Annotated in this window: 19 protein-coding genes and 3 tRNA genes; 8 read left to right on the top strand and 14 right to left on the bottom strand. The window is 61.2% G+C overall.

What is annotated here, in order from left to right; translation table 11 throughout:
- Positions 1–251: 251 nt before the first annotated feature.
- From D1641_RS14360 to D1641_RS14395, 8 genes are all read right to left on the bottom strand, one after another.
- Positions 252–327: transfer RNA gene (locus D1641_RS14360), tRNA-Val, on the bottom strand.
- A gap of 13 nt (positions 328–340) precedes the next feature.
- Positions 341–415, bottom strand: a tRNA-Glu gene (locus tag D1641_RS14365).
- A 38-nt stretch (positions 416–453) separates the two neighbouring features.
- Positions 454–530 (bottom strand) — tRNA-Met (locus D1641_RS14370).
- A gap of 122 nt (positions 531–652) precedes the next feature.
- Positions 653–1,483: a hypothetical protein gene (locus tag D1641_RS14375; RefSeq protein WP_160666874.1), complete on the bottom strand. Its 831-nt coding sequence runs from the start codon at positions 1,481–1,483 to the stop codon at positions 653–655.
- A 6-nt stretch (positions 1,484–1,489) separates the two neighbouring features.
- Positions 1,490–5,203: a phosphoribosylformylglycinamidine synthase gene (locus D1641_RS14380; RefSeq protein ID WP_160666876.1), complete on the bottom strand. Its 3,714-nt coding sequence runs from the start codon at positions 5,201–5,203 to the stop codon at positions 1,490–1,492.
- A 121-nt stretch (positions 5,204–5,324) separates the two neighbouring features.
- Positions 5,325–6,854 carry an ABC transporter substrate-binding protein gene (locus tag D1641_RS14385; RefSeq protein ID WP_160666878.1) on the bottom strand — a complete coding sequence of 510 codons (1,530 nt, stop codon included), beginning with the start codon at positions 6,852–6,854 and terminating at the stop codon, positions 5,325–5,327.
- Between the two features lie 101 nt (positions 6,855–6,955).
- Positions 6,956–7,768: a peptidoglycan editing factor PgeF gene (pgeF, locus tag D1641_RS14390; RefSeq protein WP_160666880.1), complete on the bottom strand. Its 813-nt coding sequence runs from the start codon at positions 7,766–7,768 to the stop codon at positions 6,956–6,958.
- Between the two features lie 114 nt (positions 7,769–7,882).
- Complete coding sequence (locus D1641_RS14395; protein WP_160666882.1) at positions 7,883–8,095, bottom strand: hypothetical protein; 213 nt, start codon at positions 8,093–8,095, stop codon at positions 7,883–7,885.
- Between the two features lie 316 nt (positions 8,096–8,411).
- On the opposite strand from D1641_RS14395, the gene D1641_RS14400 reads away from it, so the two are divergent.
- The gene (locus D1641_RS14400) at positions 8,412–9,305 is read left to right on the top strand and encodes an MFS transporter (protein ID WP_160666885.1); all 894 of its coding nucleotides are present in this window, start codon (positions 8,412–8,414) and stop codon (positions 9,303–9,305) included.
- Positions 9,306–9,359: 54 nt separating this feature from the next.
- Complete coding sequence (locus D1641_RS14405; protein ID WP_243149403.1) at positions 9,360–9,548, top strand: DUF1540 domain-containing protein; 189 nt, start codon at positions 9,360–9,362, stop codon at positions 9,546–9,548.
- A gap of 44 nt (positions 9,549–9,592) precedes the next feature.
- Here the strand turns inward: D1641_RS14405 and D1641_RS14410 are convergent, their stop codons facing one another.
- The 3 genes from D1641_RS14410 to D1641_RS14420 all read right to left on the bottom strand — a co-directional run bounded on the left by D1641_RS14410 (position 9,593) and on the right by D1641_RS14420 (position 12,569).
- Positions 9,593–10,492 carry a 3-hydroxyacyl-CoA dehydrogenase NAD-binding domain-containing protein gene (locus D1641_RS14410; protein ID WP_347707441.1) on the bottom strand — a complete coding sequence of 300 codons (900 nt, stop codon included), beginning with the start codon at positions 10,490–10,492 and terminating at the stop codon, positions 9,593–9,595.
- Positions 10,493–10,667: 175 nt separating this feature from the next.
- Complete coding sequence (locus D1641_RS14415) at positions 10,668–11,171, bottom strand: GreA/GreB family elongation factor (protein WP_160666889.1); 504 nt, start codon at positions 11,169–11,171, stop codon at positions 10,668–10,670.
- 153 nt (positions 11,172–11,324) lie between these two features.
- On the bottom strand, positions 11,325–12,569 hold the full coding sequence (locus tag D1641_RS14420) for an adenosylhomocysteinase (protein WP_160666891.1): 1,245 nt from the start codon (positions 12,567–12,569) through the stop codon (positions 11,325–11,327).
- A 231-nt stretch (positions 12,570–12,800) separates the two neighbouring features.
- On the opposite strand from D1641_RS14420, the gene D1641_RS14425 reads away from it, so the two are divergent.
- Positions 12,801–13,676: a rhomboid family intramembrane serine protease gene (locus tag D1641_RS14425; protein WP_243149404.1), complete on the top strand. Its 876-nt coding sequence runs from the start codon at positions 12,801–12,803 to the stop codon at positions 13,674–13,676.
- A gap of 32 nt (positions 13,677–13,708) precedes the next feature.
- On the opposite strand, the gene D1641_RS14430 is transcribed toward D1641_RS14425, so the two are convergent.
- On the bottom strand, positions 13,709–14,692 hold the full coding sequence (locus tag D1641_RS14430) for a pyruvate kinase (protein ID WP_160666893.1): 984 nt from the start codon (positions 14,690–14,692) through the stop codon (positions 13,709–13,711).
- Positions 14,693–14,911: 219 nt separating this feature from the next.
- Here D1641_RS14430 and ruvX point away from each other — a divergent pair, with 219 nt between their 5' ends.
- From ruvX to D1641_RS14455, 5 genes are all read left to right on the top strand, one after another.
- Positions 14,912–15,334 (top strand): Holliday junction resolvase RuvX, encoded by a 423-nt coding sequence (gene ruvX, locus D1641_RS14435; protein WP_160666895.1) that lies wholly within the window; start codon positions 14,912–14,914, stop codon positions 15,332–15,334.
- Between the two features lie 6 nt (positions 15,335–15,340).
- Positions 15,341–16,012: a ribonuclease domain-containing protein gene (locus tag D1641_RS14440; protein WP_160666897.1), complete on the top strand. Its 672-nt coding sequence runs from the start codon at positions 15,341–15,343 to the stop codon at positions 16,010–16,012.
- Positions 16,013–16,024: 12 nt separating this feature from the next.
- Positions 16,025–16,312 (top strand): putative quinol monooxygenase, encoded by a 288-nt coding sequence (locus D1641_RS14445; RefSeq protein WP_160666899.1) that lies wholly within the window; start codon positions 16,025–16,027, stop codon positions 16,310–16,312.
- A gap of 389 nt (positions 16,313–16,701) precedes the next feature.
- On the top strand, positions 16,702–16,908 hold the full coding sequence (locus D1641_RS14450; RefSeq protein ID WP_160666901.1) for a hypothetical protein: 207 nt from the start codon (positions 16,702–16,704) through the stop codon (positions 16,906–16,908).
- A 380-nt stretch (positions 16,909–17,288) separates the two neighbouring features.
- The gene (locus tag D1641_RS14455) at positions 17,289–17,495 is read left to right on the top strand and encodes a hypothetical protein (RefSeq protein ID WP_160666903.1); all 207 of its coding nucleotides are present in this window, start codon (positions 17,289–17,291) and stop codon (positions 17,493–17,495) included.
- A 37-nt stretch (positions 17,496–17,532) separates the two neighbouring features.
- On the opposite strand, the gene D1641_RS14460 is transcribed toward D1641_RS14455, so the two are convergent.
- Together D1641_RS14460 and D1641_RS14465 are read right to left on the bottom strand one after the other, a co-directional pair.
- On the bottom strand, positions 17,533–18,846 hold the full coding sequence (locus D1641_RS14460) for an alpha-amylase family glycosyl hydrolase (RefSeq protein ID WP_160666906.1): 1,314 nt from the start codon (positions 18,844–18,846) through the stop codon (positions 17,533–17,535).
- A gap of 47 nt (positions 18,847–18,893) precedes the next feature.
- Entirely contained in the window at positions 18,894–19,811 is a 918-nt protein-coding gene (locus D1641_RS14465) for a LysR family transcriptional regulator (protein WP_160666908.1), read from the bottom strand.
- Between the last annotated feature and the right edge of the window lie 60 nt (positions 19,812–19,871).

Here is a 19,871-nt window from a genome sequence, read left to right on the forward strand (position 1 = left end):
TTCTTCTTTCATTTTCTACTCCCCCTTCTTTTCCATTCTACCATTGGGGGACAGGTACTGCTCTATTTTACGCTTACTTCCGCCCATAAGCTCAAATAATGATATTTCCATGATATAGTCCTCCGATATGTTGAAAATTCCTGCAATTCAATCACATTCGGCTGATTCCACAAAAGTTTTGGGAGGAACTTCCTTACGAAGTTCCTCCCAAGTGCGGGATTTTTGCCTGCATCTTTTTTGTCAATGCAACTTGGTGGAGACAACAGAACTCGAATCTGTGACCTCTCGCGTGTGAGGCGAGCGCTCTACCGGCTGAGCTATGCCTCCATATGAAAAACGGTGGTGACCCGGACGGGACTCGAACCCGTGTTGCCGCCGTGAAAGGGCGGAGTCTTAACCGCTTGACCACCGGGCCGTTTTATATGGAAACGGACAGCCTGTCCGTTTTTTGTATGGTAGCGGCACCTGGATTTGAACCGGGGACACCACGGGTATGAACCGTGTGCTCTAGCCAACTGAGCTATGCCGCCGTAGCCTGCCCTCAAACAGGGCAAGGGTTAGTATAGCGGATTTCCCCCTGGTTGTCAACTGTTTTTTGAAAAAATTTCTTTTTTCTTTTTCCCCTCCAGGTGCGGGCCCGGAGGGGAAATTATTAATCCCGAAAGCAGGGGGCCACAAGGCGGTAAAGCTCATTGTGCTGCTTCCGGCCCATGCAGTATTTGTCCAGGTCCTCCAGGTCAATCTCATAGCCGTCCTGGAACCGCAGCTCATAGTTCCAGGCATAGCGGATCAAATGTCCGGTGCGCGTATTGATTCGGGTGCGGTAAAGGTCCGATTCCTCCAGCTCCTGATAGGAGTGCCAGCTGGTCCGGATACCCAGCACATAGGTAGACACGCCGGCAGAGGTGGCCTCTGTCCGGCTGAGGCAGGAGAACAGCACCAGGGAGTGGAGGAGTGCCAGGGCGATAACGGTAAAGGGCAGACATCCTTTCAGCTCCGCTCGTATACTGCGGAAGTCCTTTTCCCCCTGGGACCAGTCCCGTATTGCGGAAAACACCGCGTCCAGCACTATATTGAACAGGCAGAGATCCAGGAGGAGCACAAGGCCGGCAGCGATCAGACTGGAGAAGCCATACCGCTGGTAGAGGGTATCGGAGTCCACTAGGAACCAGTAGTGGAGCTGCTGATGGTAGTAGAAAAACAAGGAAAATGACGCCAGTCCACTGATGACGGTGGCGCTAGCCTGGCTTTTCACTCCCGGGGACCGAATCGAACCGCCCACGCTCTCCTGTTCCGCCCGCTTCGTCTTCTTCCGCTGGCTGGAGGGGAGATCGCTGTAGGTAAGACCTTTCTTTTTCAGGCACCACCAGGCCTGTTTTTTGTCCGCCTTGACGCTGGACTGTTTGGACAATACACTGGCCCGCTCCCTCCTCTCCCGGAGCCTTCTTCGCTCCAGGGAGGAGGGAGATTTTTTTCTGGCCATGGCGGCTTATTTAAAGTACTCCGCGCCGCTCTCGAAGAGGAGCTGGTCCTTGCTGCCGGGGATGTTGACGGCCACGTCGGGCCCCCGGCGCTCGGTGTGGGCCATCTTGCCCAGGACCCGGCCGTCGGGGGAGAAAATGCCCTCAATGGCCTCCATGGAGCCGTTTGGATTGGCGGCGATGTCCATAGAGGGCCGGCCCGCCAGGTCCACATACTGGGTGGCCACCTGGCCGTGGGCAATCAAATCGGCAATAACCTCAGGCGGAGCCACGAAGCGGCCCTCGCCGTGGGAGATGGGCAGGGTGTGCAGGTCGCCCACCTGGCACTTGAGCATCCAGGGGGAGTTCACGCTGGAAACCCGGGTGGTGACGTAGCCCGACTGATGCCGGCCAATGAGGTTGTAGGTCAGGGTGGGGCAGCTCTCGTCCATAGGCCTGATCTCGCCGTAGGGCACCAGCCCCAGCTTGATGAGGGCCTGGAAGCCGTTGCAGATGCCCAGCATCAGGCCGTCCCGGTTTTTCAACAGGTCCATAATGGCGTCGCTGATGGCGGGGGAACGGAGGAAGGAGGCGATGAACTTGCCCGAGCCCTCGGGCTCATCGCCGCCGGAGAAGCCGCCGGGAACCACCACCAGCTGAGCCTCCCGGATGGCCTTCTCCAGGGCCTGGGCAGACTGGGCCAGGAAGTCGGTGGTCAGGTTGCGCACCACGATAATCTCCGGGTCGATGCCCGCCCGGATGCAGGCCTTGGCGGTGTCGTACTCGCAGTTGGTGCCCGGGAAGGCGGGGATCACCGCCTTGGGGCGGGCCACCTTGTGCTTGCAGACAACCGGGGAGCGGCCCTCCCAGGAGATGGCCTGGACCTCCTCAGAGCTTCCCGCCCTGGTGGGGTAGACCTCCTCCAGTACGCCCTCGTTGAGCTTGAGCAGCTCGTCAATGGGGGAGGAGTCATCCCCTAGCGTGATGACGGGCTCCTTAGTGGTAAAGCCCAGCGGTTCGGCGCCGGATTCGCTGATTTCCTCGGACAGCTCGACTATAATGGCGCCGGGCAGACCGGTACAATGCCAAGGAGTGGCGTAATTGTGCTCCACCCCTTGGAACCCAATTCGGTTGCCGAAGGACATGTTCATAATTGCCGCAGCCGGACTGCTCTGCTGGTCCAGCGCCCAAGCGGATTTGACCTTGCCTTCCTTGTGGAGTCTGGCGAGACGCTCCCAAGCGCCAATAACAGCGGATGACCAGGGTATGTCAATGTCTTCATCCACAAAGAGATAGACCGGATGTCCTGCTTTCTTAAACTCAGGCGTGATAATCTCACCCGCTTTGATGGGAGCAATCGCAAAGGAGATGAGCGTGGGAGGTACATCCTTGTCCAGGAAGGAGCCGGACATGGAGTCTTTGCCGCCGATGGCGGCGCAGTTGAATCTTAGCTGCGCCTGCAGCGCACCCAGCAGGGCCTGGAAGGGTTTGCCCCAACGCTTGGGGTCGTCCCGGAGCTTTTCAAAAAACTCCTGGAAGGTGAGATAAGCCTTTTTATAATCTGCTCCGGCGGCCACCAGTTTGGCAATGGAGCTGATTACGGCATCATAAGCGCCCCAGAATGGATTGCGCGACATAGCGTCCGGGTCACAGCCCCAGGCCATAACACTGGCCTGGTCGGTCTCCTGGCCGGGCAGGACGGGCAGCAGGGCGGCCATCGCCTGAGTGGGGGTGCGCTGTGTCTTTCCGCCGAAGGGCATCAGGACGGAACCGGCCCCGACGGAGCTGTCAAACCGCTCCACCAGTCCCCGGCGGGAGGCGTATTTCAGGCTGGAGGCCATCTCCTGCAGAGATGTAAACCTCTCTCCAGCTACCTTTCCCCCCCGTTCTACCTGGATACTGGCGTGCTTCACCGCGCCGTTGGTGTTCAAAAAGGCCCGGCTCAGGTCGGTGATCTTCTGTCCCTTCCAGCGCATCACCATCCGGGGACTCTCGGTGACCACGGCCACCCGGTAGGCCTCCAGGTTCTCCTTCTCGGCGGCGGCAATGAACTTGTCCGCGTCCTCGGCGGCCACGACGACGGCCATCCGCTCCTGGCTCTCGGAGATAGCCAGCTCAGTTCCGTCCAGACCGTCGTACTTCTTGCGCACCGCGTCCAGGTCGATCTCCAGCCCGTCAGCCAGCTCGCCGATGGCGACGGAAACGCCGCCGGCCCCGAAGTCGTTGCACCGCTTAATCAGCCGGGTGACATTCCCGTCCCGGAACAGCCGCTGAATCTTCCGCTCCTCGGGGGCGTTGCCCTTCTGAACCTCGGAGGCCATGGTGGTGAGGGACTTCTTGTTGTGGCTCTTGGAGGAGCCGGTGGCCCCGCCGATGCCGTCCCGTCCGGTGCGGCCGCCCAACAGAATCACCACGTCCCCGGGAGCGGGCCGCTCCCGGCGGACATTTTCAGCCGGGGCCGCGCCCACCACCGCGCCGCACTCCAGCCGCTTGGCAATGTAGCCCTCGTGGTACACCTCGGCCACGTGGCCGGTGGCAAGGCCGATCTGGTTGCCGTAGGAGGAGTAGCCCGCTGCCGCCGTCTGGCACAGCTTCCGCTGGGGCAGCTTACCCTCCAGGGTCTGGTCGAAGGGCACCCTGGGGTCCCCCGCGCCTGTAAACCGCATGGCCTGGTGGACGAACACCCGCCCGGACAGGGGGTCCCGGATGCAGCCGCCGATGCAGGTGGCCGCGCCGCCGAAGGGCTCGATCTCGGTGGGGTGGTTGTGGGTCTCGTTCTTGAACATGAGCAGCCAGTCCTGCTCCTTGCCGTCCACCTGGGCGGGAACCTTGATGGAACAGGCGTTGATCTCCTCGCTCTCGTCCAGCTCGGGGAGCAGGCCCCGCTTTTTCAGCACCTTGGCTCCGATGGTGGCGATGTCCATGAGGGTCTGGGGGCGGGTTGCCGCCTTCTCCTCGCCGTAGACCTCCACCCGGGCGGCCAGATACCGCTCATAGGCGGCCTTTACCTCCGGGTCGTCAATTTGAATCTCGTCCAGGTGGGTGGAAAAGGTGGTGTGCCGGCAGTGGTCGGACCAGTAGGTGTCTACCACCCGGACCTCGGTGATGGTGGGGTCCCGCTTCTCCTCGTCCTGGAAGTAGGCTTGGAGGAATTTCAGATCGTCCAGGTCCATGGCCAGCCCCAGCCTGTCCAGCAGGGCGGACAGGGCGGCCTCATCCATGGCGGTAAAGCCGTCCACCGTCTCCACATGGTCGGGGAGGGCGTGCTCCCGCACCAGGGTGGCCGGCTTTTCCAGGGAGGCTTCCCGGCTCTCCACCGGGTTGATGAGGAATGCCTTGATCCTGTCCAGCTCCTCCTGGGAGATACCCCCCTCCAGGAAGTAGACCTTGGCGTAGGCCACCAGGGGGCGCTCCACCCCGGCCATGAGCTGGATGCACTGGGCGGCGGAGTCGGCCCGCTGGTCAAACTGGCCCGGCAGGGCCTCCACGGCGAAGAAGGCCCCCGCGATCCTGGGCATGGGGAAGTCCTCGTCATAGACCACGTCCACCTGGGGCTCAGAAAAGACGATGCTCTTGGCCTGCTCATAGACCGCCCGGTCGATCTGCTCCACGTCGTAGCGGTTCAGGATGGACACCGACTGAAGTCCCCCGATTCCCAGCTGCTCCCGCAGCTGAGCGCACAGGCCCTGGGCCTCTACGTCGAAGCCCTCTTTCTTCTTGGAATAGCAGCGGTAAACACTCATGTTCTTCTCTCCTCTGTTTTGGTAAAATATTCTGTGTAGGGCGCGACGACTCGGCGCGCCGTTTGCTCCGGTTGGGCAGCCTGACAGGACAGCGGACCGGGGTCGTCCCGCCCTGCAGGCATTATTTCACAGTCCAATTTTCCAGTCCGCAAAACACATTCCCCCGCACCGGGCTCAGTCCTGACAGCCTCCCCCACTGGGTGAGGACGGAGCCGTTTTTAAAGAGAATGGGGACAATGGGGACCTGATCGTTCAGGCGGGCAAAGAGGCCCTCCGCGGCGGCGGACGCCTCCTCCGGAGAGGCGGCGCGCAGGGCGGACAGTAGCAGGTCGGTCTCCCCGTCCCGCCAGCCGCCGTAGTTCAGCGCTCCGGCGGAGCTCAGCAGGGGGGCGAGGTCAAAGCCGGCGGTGAGCACCGTCTCTCCCAGATAGAGGTCAAACTCCCCCCGGGCCAGGGCGGCGGCGTAGTCCTCAAATGGCAGCTGCCGCAGCTCCACCGTGAGCCCGGCCGCCTCCAGCTGATAGGCGATACGCTGGGCGGCGGAGGATTTGGCGGTGTTCTCGCTGTTCACCACCAGGGAGAGGGTCTGAGTCTGAAGCCGCTGGCCCTCCAGCTGGGCGGCGAGCTCCTCCGGGTCGTAGGCGGGGGCGGAGGAAGCCGCCCCCGGGCTGTACAGCGGGCTGCTTGGGTGGACGGGCAGCGGGGAGGCGATGGCGTGGTTGGCGTAGAGGGCGGAGGCTATGGTGTTCCGGTCCACCGCCAGGGCCAGGGTCTGACGGACCTGGGGGGAGCGGCACACCCCCCTCTGGGTGTTGAAGCCCAGGTAGAGAAGGTCGGTGGTGGAGTAGTCCCAGGCCTGGTAGTTGCCGGCATAGCCCATGGCGTTGGTGGCCGTCAGGTCCACATCCACCAGAGAGACCTCCCCGGCGTCGAAGGCGTAGATCAGCTCGTCGCTGCGGGTCACGGCCCGGAGGGGGATGGACGTGACGGGCAGAGGCTTTTCCCCGGCCTGCCACCAGCCCTCCCGGGCGGTGAGAGAGAGGCTGTCCTCCCACTGGGACAGCACATAGGGTCCGGTGCCGGCGGGGCGGTCCTCCGCCCCCAGGGCGATTGGGATGTCCAGCAGGGCGGGCAGGGCGGCGTTGGGCCGGTGGAGTGTAATCACCACCTGCCGGGGGGCGTCCTCCGGGGCGGCGAGACCGGCCACGTCGGCCAGCCGCTGGGCGTACCGCCCCTTGGGGGAGCGGGCCAGATTCAGGGCGTCGGCCACAGCCTGTCCTGTGAGGGGGGTGCCGTCGGAGAAGGTGACTCCCGACCGCAGGGTGAGGGTCCATGTCAGCTTGTCCTCACTGACGGTATAGCTCTGGCACAGCAGAGGCTGGGCCTGAAAGGAGGCGTCCACTGTGAACAGGCTCTCGTAAAGGAGGGGGAGCAGCGTCAGATTGGCCCGGTTGGCGGCCAGGGCGGGGTGAAGGCTGAACTCCGGGTACACAGCCAGGGTGAAGGGGATGGCCTCAACAGGCGGGTCCTCCGCCTGACTGGCGTCTGCGGAGGAGGAGCCGGGCTCTGAGGAGGCGGGGGGCTCCCCGCCGCAAGCGGTGAGGGCCAGCAGCAGGGCGAGAAAAAGGGGGATTATACGGTATTGTTTCATATCGGTTCCTTTGCAGATCGTGGTGCAGGGGGCAGTCTCTGTGCCGCCCCTGTTCCCGGTTTGTTTTTGCCGGGGCGGCACGGAGGCCGCCCCCTACAGGGTCAAACCAACTGAATCACGGCCGCCATGCTGCCCCTTTTCGTCCCCTGGACCCGGTGGGACCAGAAGGTGTCCAAATTGCAGGCGGTGCAGGCGGGACAGACCGCGATGTGTTCGGGGAGCAGGCCTGTCCGCTCCAGCCACCGGGCGTTGGCCCTCTTCAAATCCACCGAGAACTTTCCCGGCGCGGACAGGGGGCGGATGAATGCCTTGGCGTCCCCGCCCAGGCCGGCCCGCAGGCCGTCAGGGACGTCGCTGTGGGTCTCGAAGCAGCAGGGGCCGATGCCCGGCCCGATGGCTGCCAGGATGTTTTCCCCCCGGCAGCCGTAGTCCCGGACCATGGCCTCCACAGCCCGGGCAGCGATGCCCAGGGCGGTGCCCCGCCAGCCGGCGTGGGCGGCGGCAGCGCACCGCCCCACCGGATCGTAGAGCAGGATGGGGATGCAGTCCCCGGAAAAAATCGTCAGGCACACCCCGGGCCGGTCGGTGATGAGGCCGTCGGCCTCGAAGGTGCCGGGCTGGGCGGGGTCCGGGAGGATGTCGGCCTCGGTGACCGGGCGGATGAGATCGCCGTGGACCTGGCGGTTCTTTACCAGCGCCTCATCGTCCGTCCCGGTCACGGAGCAGAACCAGTTGAAATTCCAGCGGATATTTTCCGGGTTGTCCCCCAGGGTGGAACCCAGGTTCAGGGTATCCCATGGGGCGGGGGACACGCCCCCCTGCCGGGTGGAAAAGCCGTGCCGCGCCCCTGCCCAGGCCGGGTCGGTGCAGGCGTAAAACGCGACGCCCTCAATCTCCTGCTTGACGATCTCCATGGCCGTTCCTCCGTTGTGACTATGATGTTTTATTTTAGCCTAAAATCTGTCAGATAGCAACCCATAACAAGGGAGAATTGGAGCATATTTTTGGGGCCGGTCCGGGTAAACTGCTCAAAGCTGCTCCAATTCCTTCAGCGTCTCCTGGATGGTTTTCTGGGGAATGTAGACCGCCGCCATCTCCTGGAGCTGGGCCAGGGTGAGGGAGCGGGCCGCGCCCACCATGGGGTGCTTCATGAATTTGCCGAAGCGGCGCTGGAACACAGCCTTCGACCTGGGATTGTCCAGCAGCTCGCCTACAGTAATCTTTTTGCCGCGTAAGTCCATATTGATTCACCTCCAGCAACAATCTATGCAGCTGGCGGCTGAGCTTTGACAGTGTCCACGGGTGAAACAGAGGCCGGGGTATGTCCCATTTTTCCGGGAGTGTCCTTTCCGCAGATTTTATGTAGGGGCCGGGCTCCGTCCCGGCCCGTCCCCTGGGGCATAAGCGGTCCCAGAAAAGCGGGGCGGCGCAGAGGCCGCCCCCTACTTGATAAAATGCGCCTTTAGGACACTTCCATTTTTCCCCCTGCCTTGACTTTCCTGGCGGAAAGGGCTATACTGCATTCATTCCAGTATTTTTATGAGGGGGGCGCCGGTGATGGCAAGAAAGATGAAAAAAGGAATGAGGGCAATATTTTCCAACGCCCACGACGCCCTGCGGCGCAAGCGTGTGGTGGCGGTGGTCTACTTCACCCTGCGTATCCTGGTCATTCTGATGATGGTGGCCCAGTTCTTCAACGGCGACTTTGAGAGCGTCTTTCTGTGCGGCCTGACGCTGGTGCTCTTTCTGCTGCCCACGGTCTTTGAGCGGGCTCTGAAGATCGACCTGCCCAACACCATGGAGATCATCATCATGCTCTTCATCTTCGCCGCCGAGATTTTGGGCGAGATCAGCTCCTTTTACACCACCTTCAAGAGCTGGGACACCATTCTCCACACCATCAACGGCTTCCTGTGCGCCGCCATCGGCTTCGCCTTGGTGGATATGCTCAACCGCACGGAAAAGTTCTCCCTCTCCCTGTCCCCGGTGTTTATGTCCATTGTGGCCTTCTGCTTCTCCATGACCATCGGGGTGCTTTGGGAGTTCTTTGAGTGCGGCATGGACCAGCTGATGTATCTGGACATGCAGAAGGATACCGTGGTCCACACTATCTCCTCGGTTATGCTGGACCCCTCCGGGCTGAATAACCGGGTGATAATTGAGGATATCGTGGACACCATTGTGGTGACGGCGGACGGACAGCAGATTTCCCTGGGACTGGGGGGCTATCTGGATGTGGGCATCCTGGACACCATGAAGGACCTGTTCGTCAACTTCATCGGAGCGGTTGTGTTCTCGATTATCGGTTACTTTTATGTCAAGAGCCGGGGCAAGGGCAGGTTCGCCAGCCGGTTTATCCCCCAGGTGGTGGAGGTCCAGCCCGAGGACCTCAACCCCCGCCAGCCGAAATTTTTTAAAAAGACAAAAAAATCCCCGCCGCCGGAGGAATAGAGTCCGCTGCTCCGCCCCATACTAAGCCCATCCCAAATAAGGAGGGCTGATCATATGAATATGAACATGAACGGCAAGATGACCTGCAACACCAACATCAAGTGCTCGGTGGACACCTGCGCCTACCACTCCGGGGCCCAGAACTGCTGCTCCCTGGATTCCATCAAGGTGGGCTGCTGCGACTGCTCCCCCACCAAGTGCGAGGGCACCGAGTGCGCGTCCTTCAAGCTGGGCGGGAAATAACAAAAATGGCTTCGCCAACAGGCGAAGCCATTTTTTTACATTGTTTACCGGGCCAGGCTCTGGAAGTGGGTAAGAACAGGGTTGACCCCCATCTTTTTCCCGTTTTCGTAGATGTAGAAGCCGGCGCCGCTCTTTCGGCCCAGGAAGCCGGCAGTGACCATCTTGCGCAGCGTGAGGGAGGGGCGGTACTTCTCGCCGTACTCCTCGGCCAGCACCAGCATCACGTTGAGCAGGATGTCCAGGCCGATCATGTCGGCCAGCTCCAGGGGGCCCATGGGATGGTTGCAGCCCAGCTTCATGCCGTTATCCATCTCCTCCACAGAGCCGATGTAGGAGCCCACCACCACGCAAGCCTCGTTGAGCATGGGCAGCAGGGCCCGGTTGACAATGAAGCCCGGCTTGTCGTCGGCCTGAATGATGGTCTTGCCCATCTTGGTGGCAACCTCCTTGACGGCGGCCAGCACCTCCTGGGTGGTGAGCAGGCCAAAGATGACCTCGCACAGCTTCATCCGGGGCACCGGGGAGAAGAAGTGCATGCCCACCACCTGAGAGGGCCGCTTGGTGGCGGAGCCCAGAGCGGTGAGGGAGATGGAGGAGGTGTTGGAAGCGAAGATGGTGTCGGGGGGGCAGACCTCCTCCAGGGCGGTAAAGACGGCCTGCTTGGCCGCCAGCTCCTCGATGATGGCCTCGATGACCAGGTCGGCCTTCCGGGCGCCCTCCAGGGTGGCGTCAAGGGACAGCCGGGCCAGGGCGGCGTCCCGGTCCTCCGCCGTCATGCGGCCCTTCTCCACGTCTCGGGCCAGGGCCTTCTCAATGCCGGCCTTCGCCCGGTCCAGGGCCTCCTGCCGCTGGTCGTTGAGGGTGACGGTGTACCCGCTGGTGATGGCGTTCTGGGCGATGCCGCTGCCCATCAGACCGGCGCCCACCACAAAAATGTTCTGAATAACCATGTTAACTGCTCCTTTTCATTCCTTTATATATGGTCCCGACCTTCCAGCTGCGGGACCTGACTGTGCCTATCTTAACACGGCAACAGCCGCAGGTCTCAGCATAAATGGGCTTAAAACTTGCGGATATTGACATAAGCTGAGGGCCCCTGGAAAACCAGGAGCCCTTGAATTAAAATCTGTTCAGCTCGGCGGAGCCGTCGTCGCTGCCCTTTTCGATGGAGCGGATAACGGCGTAGTAGCTGAAGTCCTTGTTCACCTGAACGCAGACCCGGTCCCCCGCCCTTCTGCCCATCAGGGCGGAGCCCATGGGGGACTCCTTGCTGATCAGGCCGTGGGAGACGTCCTGGCGGACCGTGGTCACCACCTGCCAGGTCTCCTCCTCCTGGTCCTCCTCCAGCCAGATGGTCACCTTGTCATACAGGCCCACCGTGCCGGCGTCGGAGTGGTCCTCGATGACCCGGGCTGTTTTAATCATGTTCTCCAGATAGCGGATGCGGCTCTCATTCTTGTTTTTTTCCTGCTTGGCGGCCTTGTACTCAAAGTTCTCGCTCAGATCGCCGAAGCCCCGGGCCACCTTCACCTCCTCCAGCAGCTGGGGCCGGAGGGTGATGCGGCGGTAGTCCAGCTCCTCCTGCATCTTTTTCAGGTCGATCTTGGTCAGTTCGTTGTGCATGGTATTCCTCGTTTCTGTTACGGCGCACCGGGCAAATGCTTGTAGGGCGGGACGACCCCGGCCAGCCGTCTTTTTTGCCAAAGGGCGGCCACAGGCCGTCCCTGCACATTTATGTCCTGTCCGGGGGACGGGCGGATCATATCCGCCCCTGCATTACGCCTCCCATCCTGCTAAATATGCTTTCTGATCCTCGGTGAGGGTGTCGATGGTCAGGCCCATGGCGGCCAGCTTCACCCGGGCGATCTGGTCGTCAATCTCGTCGGGGACGATGTAGACCTTTTTCTCCAGCCCCTCCTTATGCTTGGCCAGCCACTCCAGGGACAGGGCCTGGACGGCAAAGGACATGTCCATAATCTCGGCGGGGTGACCGTTGCCACCGGCCAGGTTGACCAGACGGCCCTCGGCCAGCACATTGAGGTTGCGGCCGTCGGGCAGCCTGAAGCCCTCGATGTTCTTCCGGCGGGGGAAGGTCTCGGTGGACATCGAGCGCAGGGCGGCCACGTCCACCTCGCAGTCAAAGTGGCCGGAGTTGCACAGGACGGCGTTGTTCTTCATCACCTCAAAGTGCCGCTTTACGATCACGTCCTTGCAGCCGGTGGCGGTGACGAAGATGTCGCCGATTTTGGCCGCCTCGTCCATGGACATAACCCGGAAATTCTCCATAGTGGCGTCCAAGGCCTTGAAGGGGTCCACCTCGCAGACGACAACATTAGCCCCCATGCCCTTGGCCCGCATGGCGATGCCCTTGCCGCACCAGCCGTAGCCCGCCACAACCACCGTCTTGCCCGCCACAATCAGGTTGGTGGTGTGCATGATGGCGTCCCAGGTGGACTGGCCGGTACCGTACTTGTTGTCGTAGTAGTGCTTGGCCTTGGCGTCGTTTACCGCCATCATGGGACAGGGCAGAATGCCCTCCCGCTGGCGGGCGTAGAGGCGGTGGATGCCGGTGGTGGTCTCCTCGCAACCGCCGATGAGCCGGTCGCCGTACTGGGCGCATTTGCCGCCGAGAAGGTTAATCAGGTCGCCGCCGTCGTCCACAATCAGGTGAGGGCGGCACTTCAGGGTCTCGACGAGGAGGTTCTCATACTCCTCCATGCTCACCCCGTGGACCCCGTAGGTGGCCACCCTGGAGTCGGCCACCGCGGCGGCCACGTCGTCCTGGGTGGACAGGGGGTTGCAGCCGGTGAGGTGGACCTCCGCGCCCCCCTCCCGGAGGACCAGTCCCAGATTGGCGGTCTTGGCCTCCAGGTGGACGGATACGGCGATGGTCAGGCCGGCGAAGGGCTTCTCCCGGCGGAAGCGCTCCTCAATGCCGCTGAGGGCGGGCATAAAGTCCCGGACCCACTGGATTTTCTGGCGGCCCGAGGGGGCCAGGGACATGTCTTTTACAATACTCATGGTGATCCTCCCAATCGTTTTATCCCGTTTGTATCGGGGCTTTTCGCCGCCTCTATCTTAGCACATTTTTTCAGGGAAGAAAAGGGAAAGTTTGATGATGTGGGCCGGCCAGGGGCCGCCGCCCTCGGCGGCCCGCGCTTCTCACAATTTGTTCACACTTTAGCTGTAGACTTTCGGGGCAAAAACGGGTACAATAAAAATTACGATTTCCAAATGAGGGAGGGTCCGCTTTTGAAAACCCCTGACCGCCTGATTGACCGCTTTGTGTTCAAGCACCCCAATTTCGGCATCCCCAACCTGATGATCTATATCATCGTGGCCAATGTGACCATCTACGCCCTGGACCTGGTGAGCAACCGGATGCTGTCCAACATAATGGAGCTGAGTCCGGCGCTCATCCTGTCCGGACAGGTGTGGCGGCTGGTCACCTTTGTGCTGGTGCCCACCGCCATGAAGCCCATCTGGTTCTTCTTCTCCATGTTCTTCTACTACTTCATGGGCACCACCATGGAGCGGGAGTGGGGAACCGCCAAGTTCACCATGTTCTATCTCACCGGCGCCCTGCTCACCCTGCTGTCCGCCTTTGTCAGCCACTTCGCCTTCCACTCCGTCTGGCCCTACGGCGCCGGGCTGTACTATATCCACCGCTCCCTCTTCCTGGCCTTCGCCACCCTGTACCCCGAGGCCCCCATGCGGTTCTACTTCGTCATCCCCATCAAGGCCAAGTGGCTGGCCGCCCTGTGGCTGTTCATGGAGCTGTATGACATTATCAACCTGTCCGGCATGTGGCTCACCCTGATGCTACCGATCATGCTGCTGCCCCTGCTGTCGGCCATCCTCAACTATCTGCTCTACTTCTGGTCTGACGTGGGCGCCCTCTTCGGCCGGGCCCGGGCTCAGCACAGACACCAGACCTCCGCCCAGACCATCAACTTCAAGAAGGCCCAGAAGGAGCTGCGGGAGCGGAGAGGCTACCTGCACAAGTGCGCCGTCTGCGGCGTCACCGACCGTGACGACCCGGATATGGAGTTCCGCTACTGCTCCAAGTGTAACGGCTACTACTGCTACTGCGCCAACCATATCAATAACCACACCCATGTGCAGTAAAGAGAGGGCCGCCCTACGGGCGGTCCTCTTTCTTATACGGCCTTCAGGGCCTCATTGGCGGTTTTGACCAGGTAGCCCATAGCCTGGACGGGCCAGTGGCCGGCGGCGGTCTCGCCGGTGAGCATCAGGGAGGAGGCGCCGTCCAGCACGCCGTTGTAGATATCGCTCACCTCCGCCCGGGTGGGGACGGGCCGCTGCTCCATGGACCAGAGCAGCTGGGTCACCAGGCAGAAGGGGACCTTCGCCTCCCGGCACTGCCGGGCAATATCCTTCTGAATGCCGGGCAGCTTCCACAGAGGCATGGTGTTGCCCAGGTCCCCCCGGGCAATACAGATGCTGTCGCACTCCTCCATAATCTCCTCCAGGTTGCTGCAGCCCTGGTAGTTTTCAATCTTAGCCATAATCTCGACCTTCTCCAGGCCGAACTGGGCCAGAGTCTGGCGAAGAAAAATGATGTCACGCCGGTCCCGGACAAAGGGCTGGAGAATGTGAGTCACGCCGAATTTTCCTGCCAGAGCCAGATTTTCCAGGTCGGAGGGGGTGAGGGTGGGGGTGTCCACGTCGGCTCCCAGCAGAGACAGGCCCTTCTTGCTGCGCAGCGGCCCGCCCCGGAGCACCTTGCACAGCAGGACGGTGGGGCTGGAGCGCCTGACCTCCAGCAGCAGAGCGCCGTCGTCAATGGATATTTGACGGCCCCGCTCCGCCCCCCGGAGGATGGCCTGAGGCACAGGAATCCCCCCCTCCCCCAGCAGGACCTCCTTCCCCTGGCGCAGGGATATGGGTCTGGGCAGGTCTCCCACCCGCAGCTCCGGGCCCTGGAGGTCCAGGATCAGATGGGCGTTCTCCTGGCCCGCCTGCCGGGCGGCGGGCCAGAAGGCCTCCTCCAGCAGAGGGGCGCACTGGGTCAGACTGGTATGGGACAGGTTGACCCGGGCCCCCGTCATTCCCACCCGAAACAGCTTTTCAATGATGTCCTGTTGGGCGCAGTGGTCCCCTAATGTTCCATAAAATTCCATAGTGCCCTCCTTGCCGCAGTCTTTTCCTCTATTATGAGGTCTGCCGGCCGGAAAGTCAAGTTTTGGTTGCCCTTCCTGAGAGATTGGGGTATAATGGGAAAAATGCCTTCCTTTTTAAGGGAGGGGGACCGCCGCCTGCGGCGGCGGAGGGTTTTAAACCCCCAGTCAGCTTCGCTGACAGCCCCCTTTGCGAAGGGGGCCAGAACAGGAGGACTGCTTATGCGTGTTATGGCTATCGACTACGGCGACGCCCACACCGGGGTGGCCCTGTCCGACCCCACCGGCTTTCTGGTGGGGACCACCACCACCATCAACAGCTGGCGGCAGGAGGTGGTGGTGGCGGAGCTGGCGAAACTCATCGAGAAGCACCGCCCGGAGGAGGTTGTGCTGGGCTTCCCCAAAAATATGGACGGCACCGACGGAAGGAAGGCCGGTCTCTATCGGGAGCTGGCCGCCGCCCTGGAGGAAACCACTGGGATGCAGGTGATTCTCTGGGATGAGCGGCGCACCACCATCGACGCCCACCGGATTCTCTTCAACCAGGGCAAGGACGGACGGAAGCGGAAAAAGATCGTGGACGCCGTGGCCGCCTCCCTGATTCTGGAGAACTATCTGGACTATAAGAGAATGAAACAGGAGTGATTCGACATGAAACGACGTATTCCCGGCCTTTTGCTGTCTCTGCTGCTGCTTTTGAGCCTCGCCGCCTGCGGCGGGTACGACGCGGTCTCCAGCACGGAGATTCACTACTCTGACTCCGACGTGTCAAGCGGTCTGGTTGACCTGCCTGTTCTGGACCCGGAGGACGGCAGTCAGGACGGGAACCTTCCCGATGAGGATCAGAACGCCCCGGATCAGAGTCAAGACCTCCCGGACGGCAGCCACGCTCCCTCCAACGGCGACCCGGGCAATGGGGACTCCAGTCAGGGCAACCGCCCGGACGGCAAGACCAGCGAGGGCAACGCCTCCGTCGATGAGGACGGCTGGTATACCTCCAAGGAGGAGGTGGCCCTGTACATCCACCTCTACGGCGAGCTGCCTGACAACTACGTCACCAAAAAGGAGGCGGAGGACGCCGGGTGGCACGGGGGCAATGTGGAGCGCTACACCGGCGAGGGCACCGCCATTGGCGGGTCCCGCTTCGGCAACCGGGAGGGGCTGCTGCCCAAGGAGCAGGGCCGGACCTACACCGAGTGCGACATCGGCACCGTGGGAGAGAACTCCCGTGGGGCGGAGCGCATCGTCTTTTCCAACGACGGCCTGATTTACTACACCGACGACCACTATGAGAGCTTTGAGCTGCTGTATGGAGAACCGTAAGGAGGAAGCGGTATGAGTTTGGGAATCAATGTGACCTATCGGACAAAGCCCGGCCAGCGCCAGGCCTTTCTGGATGGACTGTCCGCCGCCGGGGTCCGGCAGGCGGTGCTGGCTGAGGCGGGCTGCCTCCAGTATGACTACTACCTGTCCGCCGGCGACCCGGAGGAGGTGCTGCTGGTGGAGCAGTGGGAGAGCCCGGAGGCTCAAAAGATCCACCTGACTCAGCCCCATATGGATATGGTAAAGCAGCTCAAGGCGCGCTTTGTGGAGCAGACCACCCTGGTCAGCTATGAGCTGTAACGGAACACAGACAGGCCCCGCCGGTTGGCGGGGCAATTTTTTCATAAACCACTTGACATCTGCCCGGGCACATGTTATGATTATAGCACGGGCAGAATTGAGGTGAACGTATGTCCCCGAGAACAGGCCGTCCAACCAGCAACAAAAAAACTGAACGCCTGGAGATACGGTTAGCTCCCAACGAATTGTCGCTCATGCAGGAGTGCGCCGACAGGTTGGGTACTACAAAAACCGATGTCATTAACCGAGGTGTACAGTTAGTAAAAGCTGAATTGGACAAAAAATAGAGTGCTGGCCGCCCCGATAAGCATCCAACACCCTATTTACCACACCAAGGAGGTCTGGTAAATCTAATGATACCACACCTCTTTGAGTATTGCAAGGAGGTTATGGTGAATATCAAAAGCGATCTTTTGGAGCTGGAGGCCGCGGCCCAGAAAATTTCTGACGGACTTTCGGCCATACAAATGATGGTCCTGGGTATGGAAGATATGGACAGCCAATACACAGGTGCGCTCCATGCGATTTGGGATTATCTCTCCAAGGCCGAGCAGGAATTTCTAAGCCATCTGCACACCTGCCTGAAGGAAGCATAAGCACAGGCCCCGCCAACCGGCGGGGCAATTTTTTCATAAACTCCTTGACATTTGTCCGTACCTGTGATATATTTGGTCCGGACACAAGTGAGGTGAAAAAAATGTCCCCGAGAACAGGCCGTCCAACCAGCAACAAGAAAACAGGACGCCTGGAGTTGAGACTGGCTCCTAATGAGTACGCAATGATTCAGGAGTGTGCGGATATACTGGAAACCACAAAAGCCCAGGCAATCCTCAAAGGCGTACAGCTGTTGAAAGCTGAGTTGGACAAAAAATAGAGTGCTGGCCGCCCTCACAAGCATCCAACACCCTATTTACCACACCAAGGAGGTCTGGTAAATCTAATGATACCACACCTCTTTGAGTATTGCAAGGAGGTTATGATGAATATCAAAAGCGATCTTTTGGAACTGGAGGCCGCAGCCCAGAAAATTTCTGACGGACTTTCGGCCATACACATGATGGTCCTGGGCATGGAAGATATGGACAGCCAATACACAGGTGCGCTTCACGCGATTTGGGACTACCTCTCTAAGGCGGAGCAGGAGTTTCAAAGCCATCTGCACACCTGCCTGAAGGAAGCATAAGCACAGGCCCCGCCGGTTGGCGGGGCCTGTTTCTGCGTTATCGCTCCATTTTCCAGAAAAACGCGCTGTAGGGGGGCAGCTCGCTGCCGCCACCGAAGTCGTGCTTCTCCCCGGAGATCAAATCCCAGGCCAGGCCGCAGCCGGCATCGAAATGTGCGGTGTAGGGGGCAGCGTCGGCGTTGATGGCCACCAGCACCCGCTCTGAGTCACACTTGCGCTCAAAGATGATCTGCTTGTTGGTGAGCACCACATTGCGGTAGGCGCCATAGCACAGGGCCTTGTTGCCCTTCTTCGCCTCAGCCAGCCGGGAAATCCAGGCGGTCAAGTCGTTCCACTCCGGCTTCTCAACGGCGGGGCGCAGCTCCGCGTCGCTGCCATGACCCTTGGCGCCCTGCATCCCCCACTCGCTGCCGTAGTACACCGAGGGCACCCCGGGCATACCGAACATCATGGCGTAGGCGGGGACCAGGTGGTCGGGGTTTGAGAGCTGGGAGGCGATGCGGTTCACATCGTGGTTGTCCAGGAAGGACAGCAGGTGCTTCCCTTTGTAAAGGGTCCACTGCTCCGGGCCGAACTGCCGGGCCAGGGAGTGGCCGATCTCGAACATATTCATGGAGTTGAAGGCGGACCACAGCCCCTTGTAGCACTCGTAGTTGGTCACCGAGTGGCACATGTCGTCCGCCATCCAGCGGTTGTAGTCCCCGTGGAGGGTCTCGCCCATGAGGACGAAATCGGGCTTGACGCTGTTGGTGAAGGCCCGCAGCTGCTTCAAGTACTCCGGCGACAGGCAGTAGGCCACGTCCAGCCGCAGGCCGTCGATGTCAAACTGCTCCACCCAGGAGCGGATGGCGTCGAACTGGTGCTGGACTACCGCCGGGTTCCACAGGTTGAGCTTCACCAGCTCATTGTGGCCCTCCCAGCCCTCGTACCAGAAGCCGTCATTATAGTTGGTGTTGCCGTCGAAGCTCAGGTGGAACCAGTCCTTGTAGGGGCTGTCCCACTTCTTCTCCTGCACGTCCTTGAAGGCCCAGAAGCCCCGGCCCACATGGTTGAACACCCCGTCCAGCATCACCCGGATGCCGGCGTCGTGAAGGGCCTGGCAAACCTGGGCGAAGTCCTCGTCGGCGCCCAGCCGGGGGTCAATGTGGAAGTAATCCCGGGTGTCGTAACCGTGGCGGTCGCTGTCGAACACCGGGTTAAACAGGACGGTGTCCGCCCCGGTCTTTTTGATATGGTCCACCCAGTCCAGCAGGCGCAGGATGCGGGGGGACTTCACCCCGTCGTTGTCCGCCGGCGCGCCGCAAAGACCCAGAGGGTAAATCTGATAAATGACTGCTTCGTCAAACCACATAAAGTATCGCTCCTTTCAGCGGGGACATTTCGCCCTTGACTATCATACTACGTTTGTCCGGTTTTCGCAAGCAGAGATTCCGCCTCCGGTCTTTTTTCCAGCTCCCGGTCCAGGCATTCAAGAAAGGCCCGGGTGAGCGCCTCCTTCCGCCGGGGGCCCAGGAGATAATAGATAATCTCGCTGGCGGGACCCTTTTCCAGCTCGCGGAGGGTGAGCCCCAGCTTTTTTGCCAGGGGGACAGCCGCCACCGCCGGGACCACGGCCCAGCTGTCAGGCCAGCGCTCCTGCCAGGAGAAGAACTCCTCCAGCAGCTGCATCTGGTCCAGCTCCGCTCGGGGAGCGGCCGCCGCGCTGAACCAGAAGGAGTGCCACAGGTCGTACTCCGGGTTCCAGGGCAGGCGCAGCTCCTTGGAGGGGTCCAGGGCGGAGGGGTGGACCGTCTCAGGCCAGTCCGGTCCCGGCCCGGTGACCAGCACCATCCGGGAGCGGAAGGCGGGAATGGTCTCCACCTGGGGGTGATACATGTGGTCGGAGATGAGGGCGATGTCTGCCAGCCCCTGCGCCACATAGTCGTAGGCCTCCCGGGAGTGGTAGTGGTGAAAGGAGAGAGCCCGGCCGGGGACGCTGAGGAAGTCCCGGAATACCGGGGGCAGCAGGTAGGCGGCCAGACTGCCCACCGAGGCCGCCCGGAAGGTCTGCTTCCGGTCCGGCCGGGCCACCTCCCGGCTCTCCTGCCACAGAAGCCGCCATTTCTCCGCTATCTGGACGAAGTCCCGGCCCCGGCCGGTGAGCTCCACCCGCCGCTGGCCCCTCCCCCGGACCACCAGAGGACAGCCTAGGTCCTCCTCCAGGGCGCGCAGGTGCCGGCTCACCGCCGGCTGGGTGATATACAGCGCCTGGGCCGCCGCTGACACGCTGCCCAGCCTCGCCACCGCCAGAAAGACCTCGATCCCCTGTTGAGTCATGGAAAGCACCTCTCAAATATAATAGACAGCTTATATTTTAACACGAAAACCGGCATTTTA

Origin of the sequence: Colidextribacter sp. OB.20, from assembly GCF_009911595.1 — a bacterium.
Taxonomy (GTDB): Bacteria; Bacillota; Clostridia; order Oscillospirales; family Oscillospiraceae; genus Lawsonibacter.

Excerpts from the sequence above, each read along its gene's own strand:
- D1641_RS14375 (WP_160666874.1), bottom strand. The coding sequence starts at position 1,483 with ATGGCCAGAAAAAAATCTCCCTCCTCCCTGGAGCGAAGAAGGCTCCGG.
- D1641_RS14380 (WP_160666876.1), bottom strand. The coding sequence starts at position 5,203 with ATGAGTGTTTACCGCTGCTATTCCAAGAAGAAAGAGGGCTTCGACGTA.
- D1641_RS14385 (WP_160666878.1), bottom strand. The coding sequence starts at position 6,854 with ATGAAACAATACCGTATAATCCCCCTTTTTCTCGCCCTGCTGCTGGCC.
- pgeF (WP_160666880.1), bottom strand. The coding sequence starts at position 7,768 with ATGGAGATCGTCAAGCAGGAGATTGAGGGCGTCGCGTTTTACGCCTGC.
- D1641_RS14395 (WP_160666882.1), bottom strand. The coding sequence starts at position 8,095 with ATGGACTTACGCGGCAAAAAGATTACTGTAGGCGAGCTGCTGGACAAT.
- D1641_RS14400 (WP_160666885.1), top strand. The coding sequence starts at position 8,412 with ATGGCAAGAAAGATGAAAAAAGGAATGAGGGCAATATTTTCCAACGCC.
- D1641_RS14405 (WP_243149403.1), top strand. The coding sequence starts at position 9,360 with ATGAATATGAACATGAACGGCAAGATGACCTGCAACACCAACATCAAG.
- D1641_RS14415 (WP_160666889.1), bottom strand. The coding sequence starts at position 11,171 with ATGCACAACGAACTGACCAAGATCGACCTGAAAAAGATGCAGGAGGAG.
- D1641_RS14420 (WP_160666891.1), bottom strand. The coding sequence starts at position 12,569 with ATGAGTATTGTAAAAGACATGTCCCTGGCCCCCTCGGGCCGCCAGAAA.
- D1641_RS14430 (WP_160666893.1), bottom strand. The coding sequence starts at position 14,692 with ATGGAATTTTATGGAACATTAGGGGACCACTGCGCCCAACAGGACATC.
- ruvX (WP_160666895.1), top strand. The coding sequence starts at position 14,912 with ATGCGTGTTATGGCTATCGACTACGGCGACGCCCACACCGGGGTGGCC.
- D1641_RS14440 (WP_160666897.1), top strand. The coding sequence starts at position 15,341 with ATGAAACGACGTATTCCCGGCCTTTTGCTGTCTCTGCTGCTGCTTTTG.
- D1641_RS14445 (WP_160666899.1), top strand. The coding sequence starts at position 16,025 with ATGAGTTTGGGAATCAATGTGACCTATCGGACAAAGCCCGGCCAGCGC.
- D1641_RS14450 (WP_160666901.1), top strand. The coding sequence starts at position 16,702 with ATGGTGAATATCAAAAGCGATCTTTTGGAGCTGGAGGCCGCGGCCCAG.
- D1641_RS14455 (WP_160666903.1), top strand. The coding sequence starts at position 17,289 with ATGATGAATATCAAAAGCGATCTTTTGGAACTGGAGGCCGCAGCCCAG.
- D1641_RS14460 (WP_160666906.1), bottom strand. The coding sequence starts at position 18,846 with ATGTGGTTTGACGAAGCAGTCATTTATCAGATTTACCCTCTGGGTCTT.
- D1641_RS14465 (WP_160666908.1), bottom strand. The coding sequence starts at position 19,811 with ATGACTCAACAGGGGATCGAGGTCTTTCTGGCGGTGGCGAGGCTGGGC.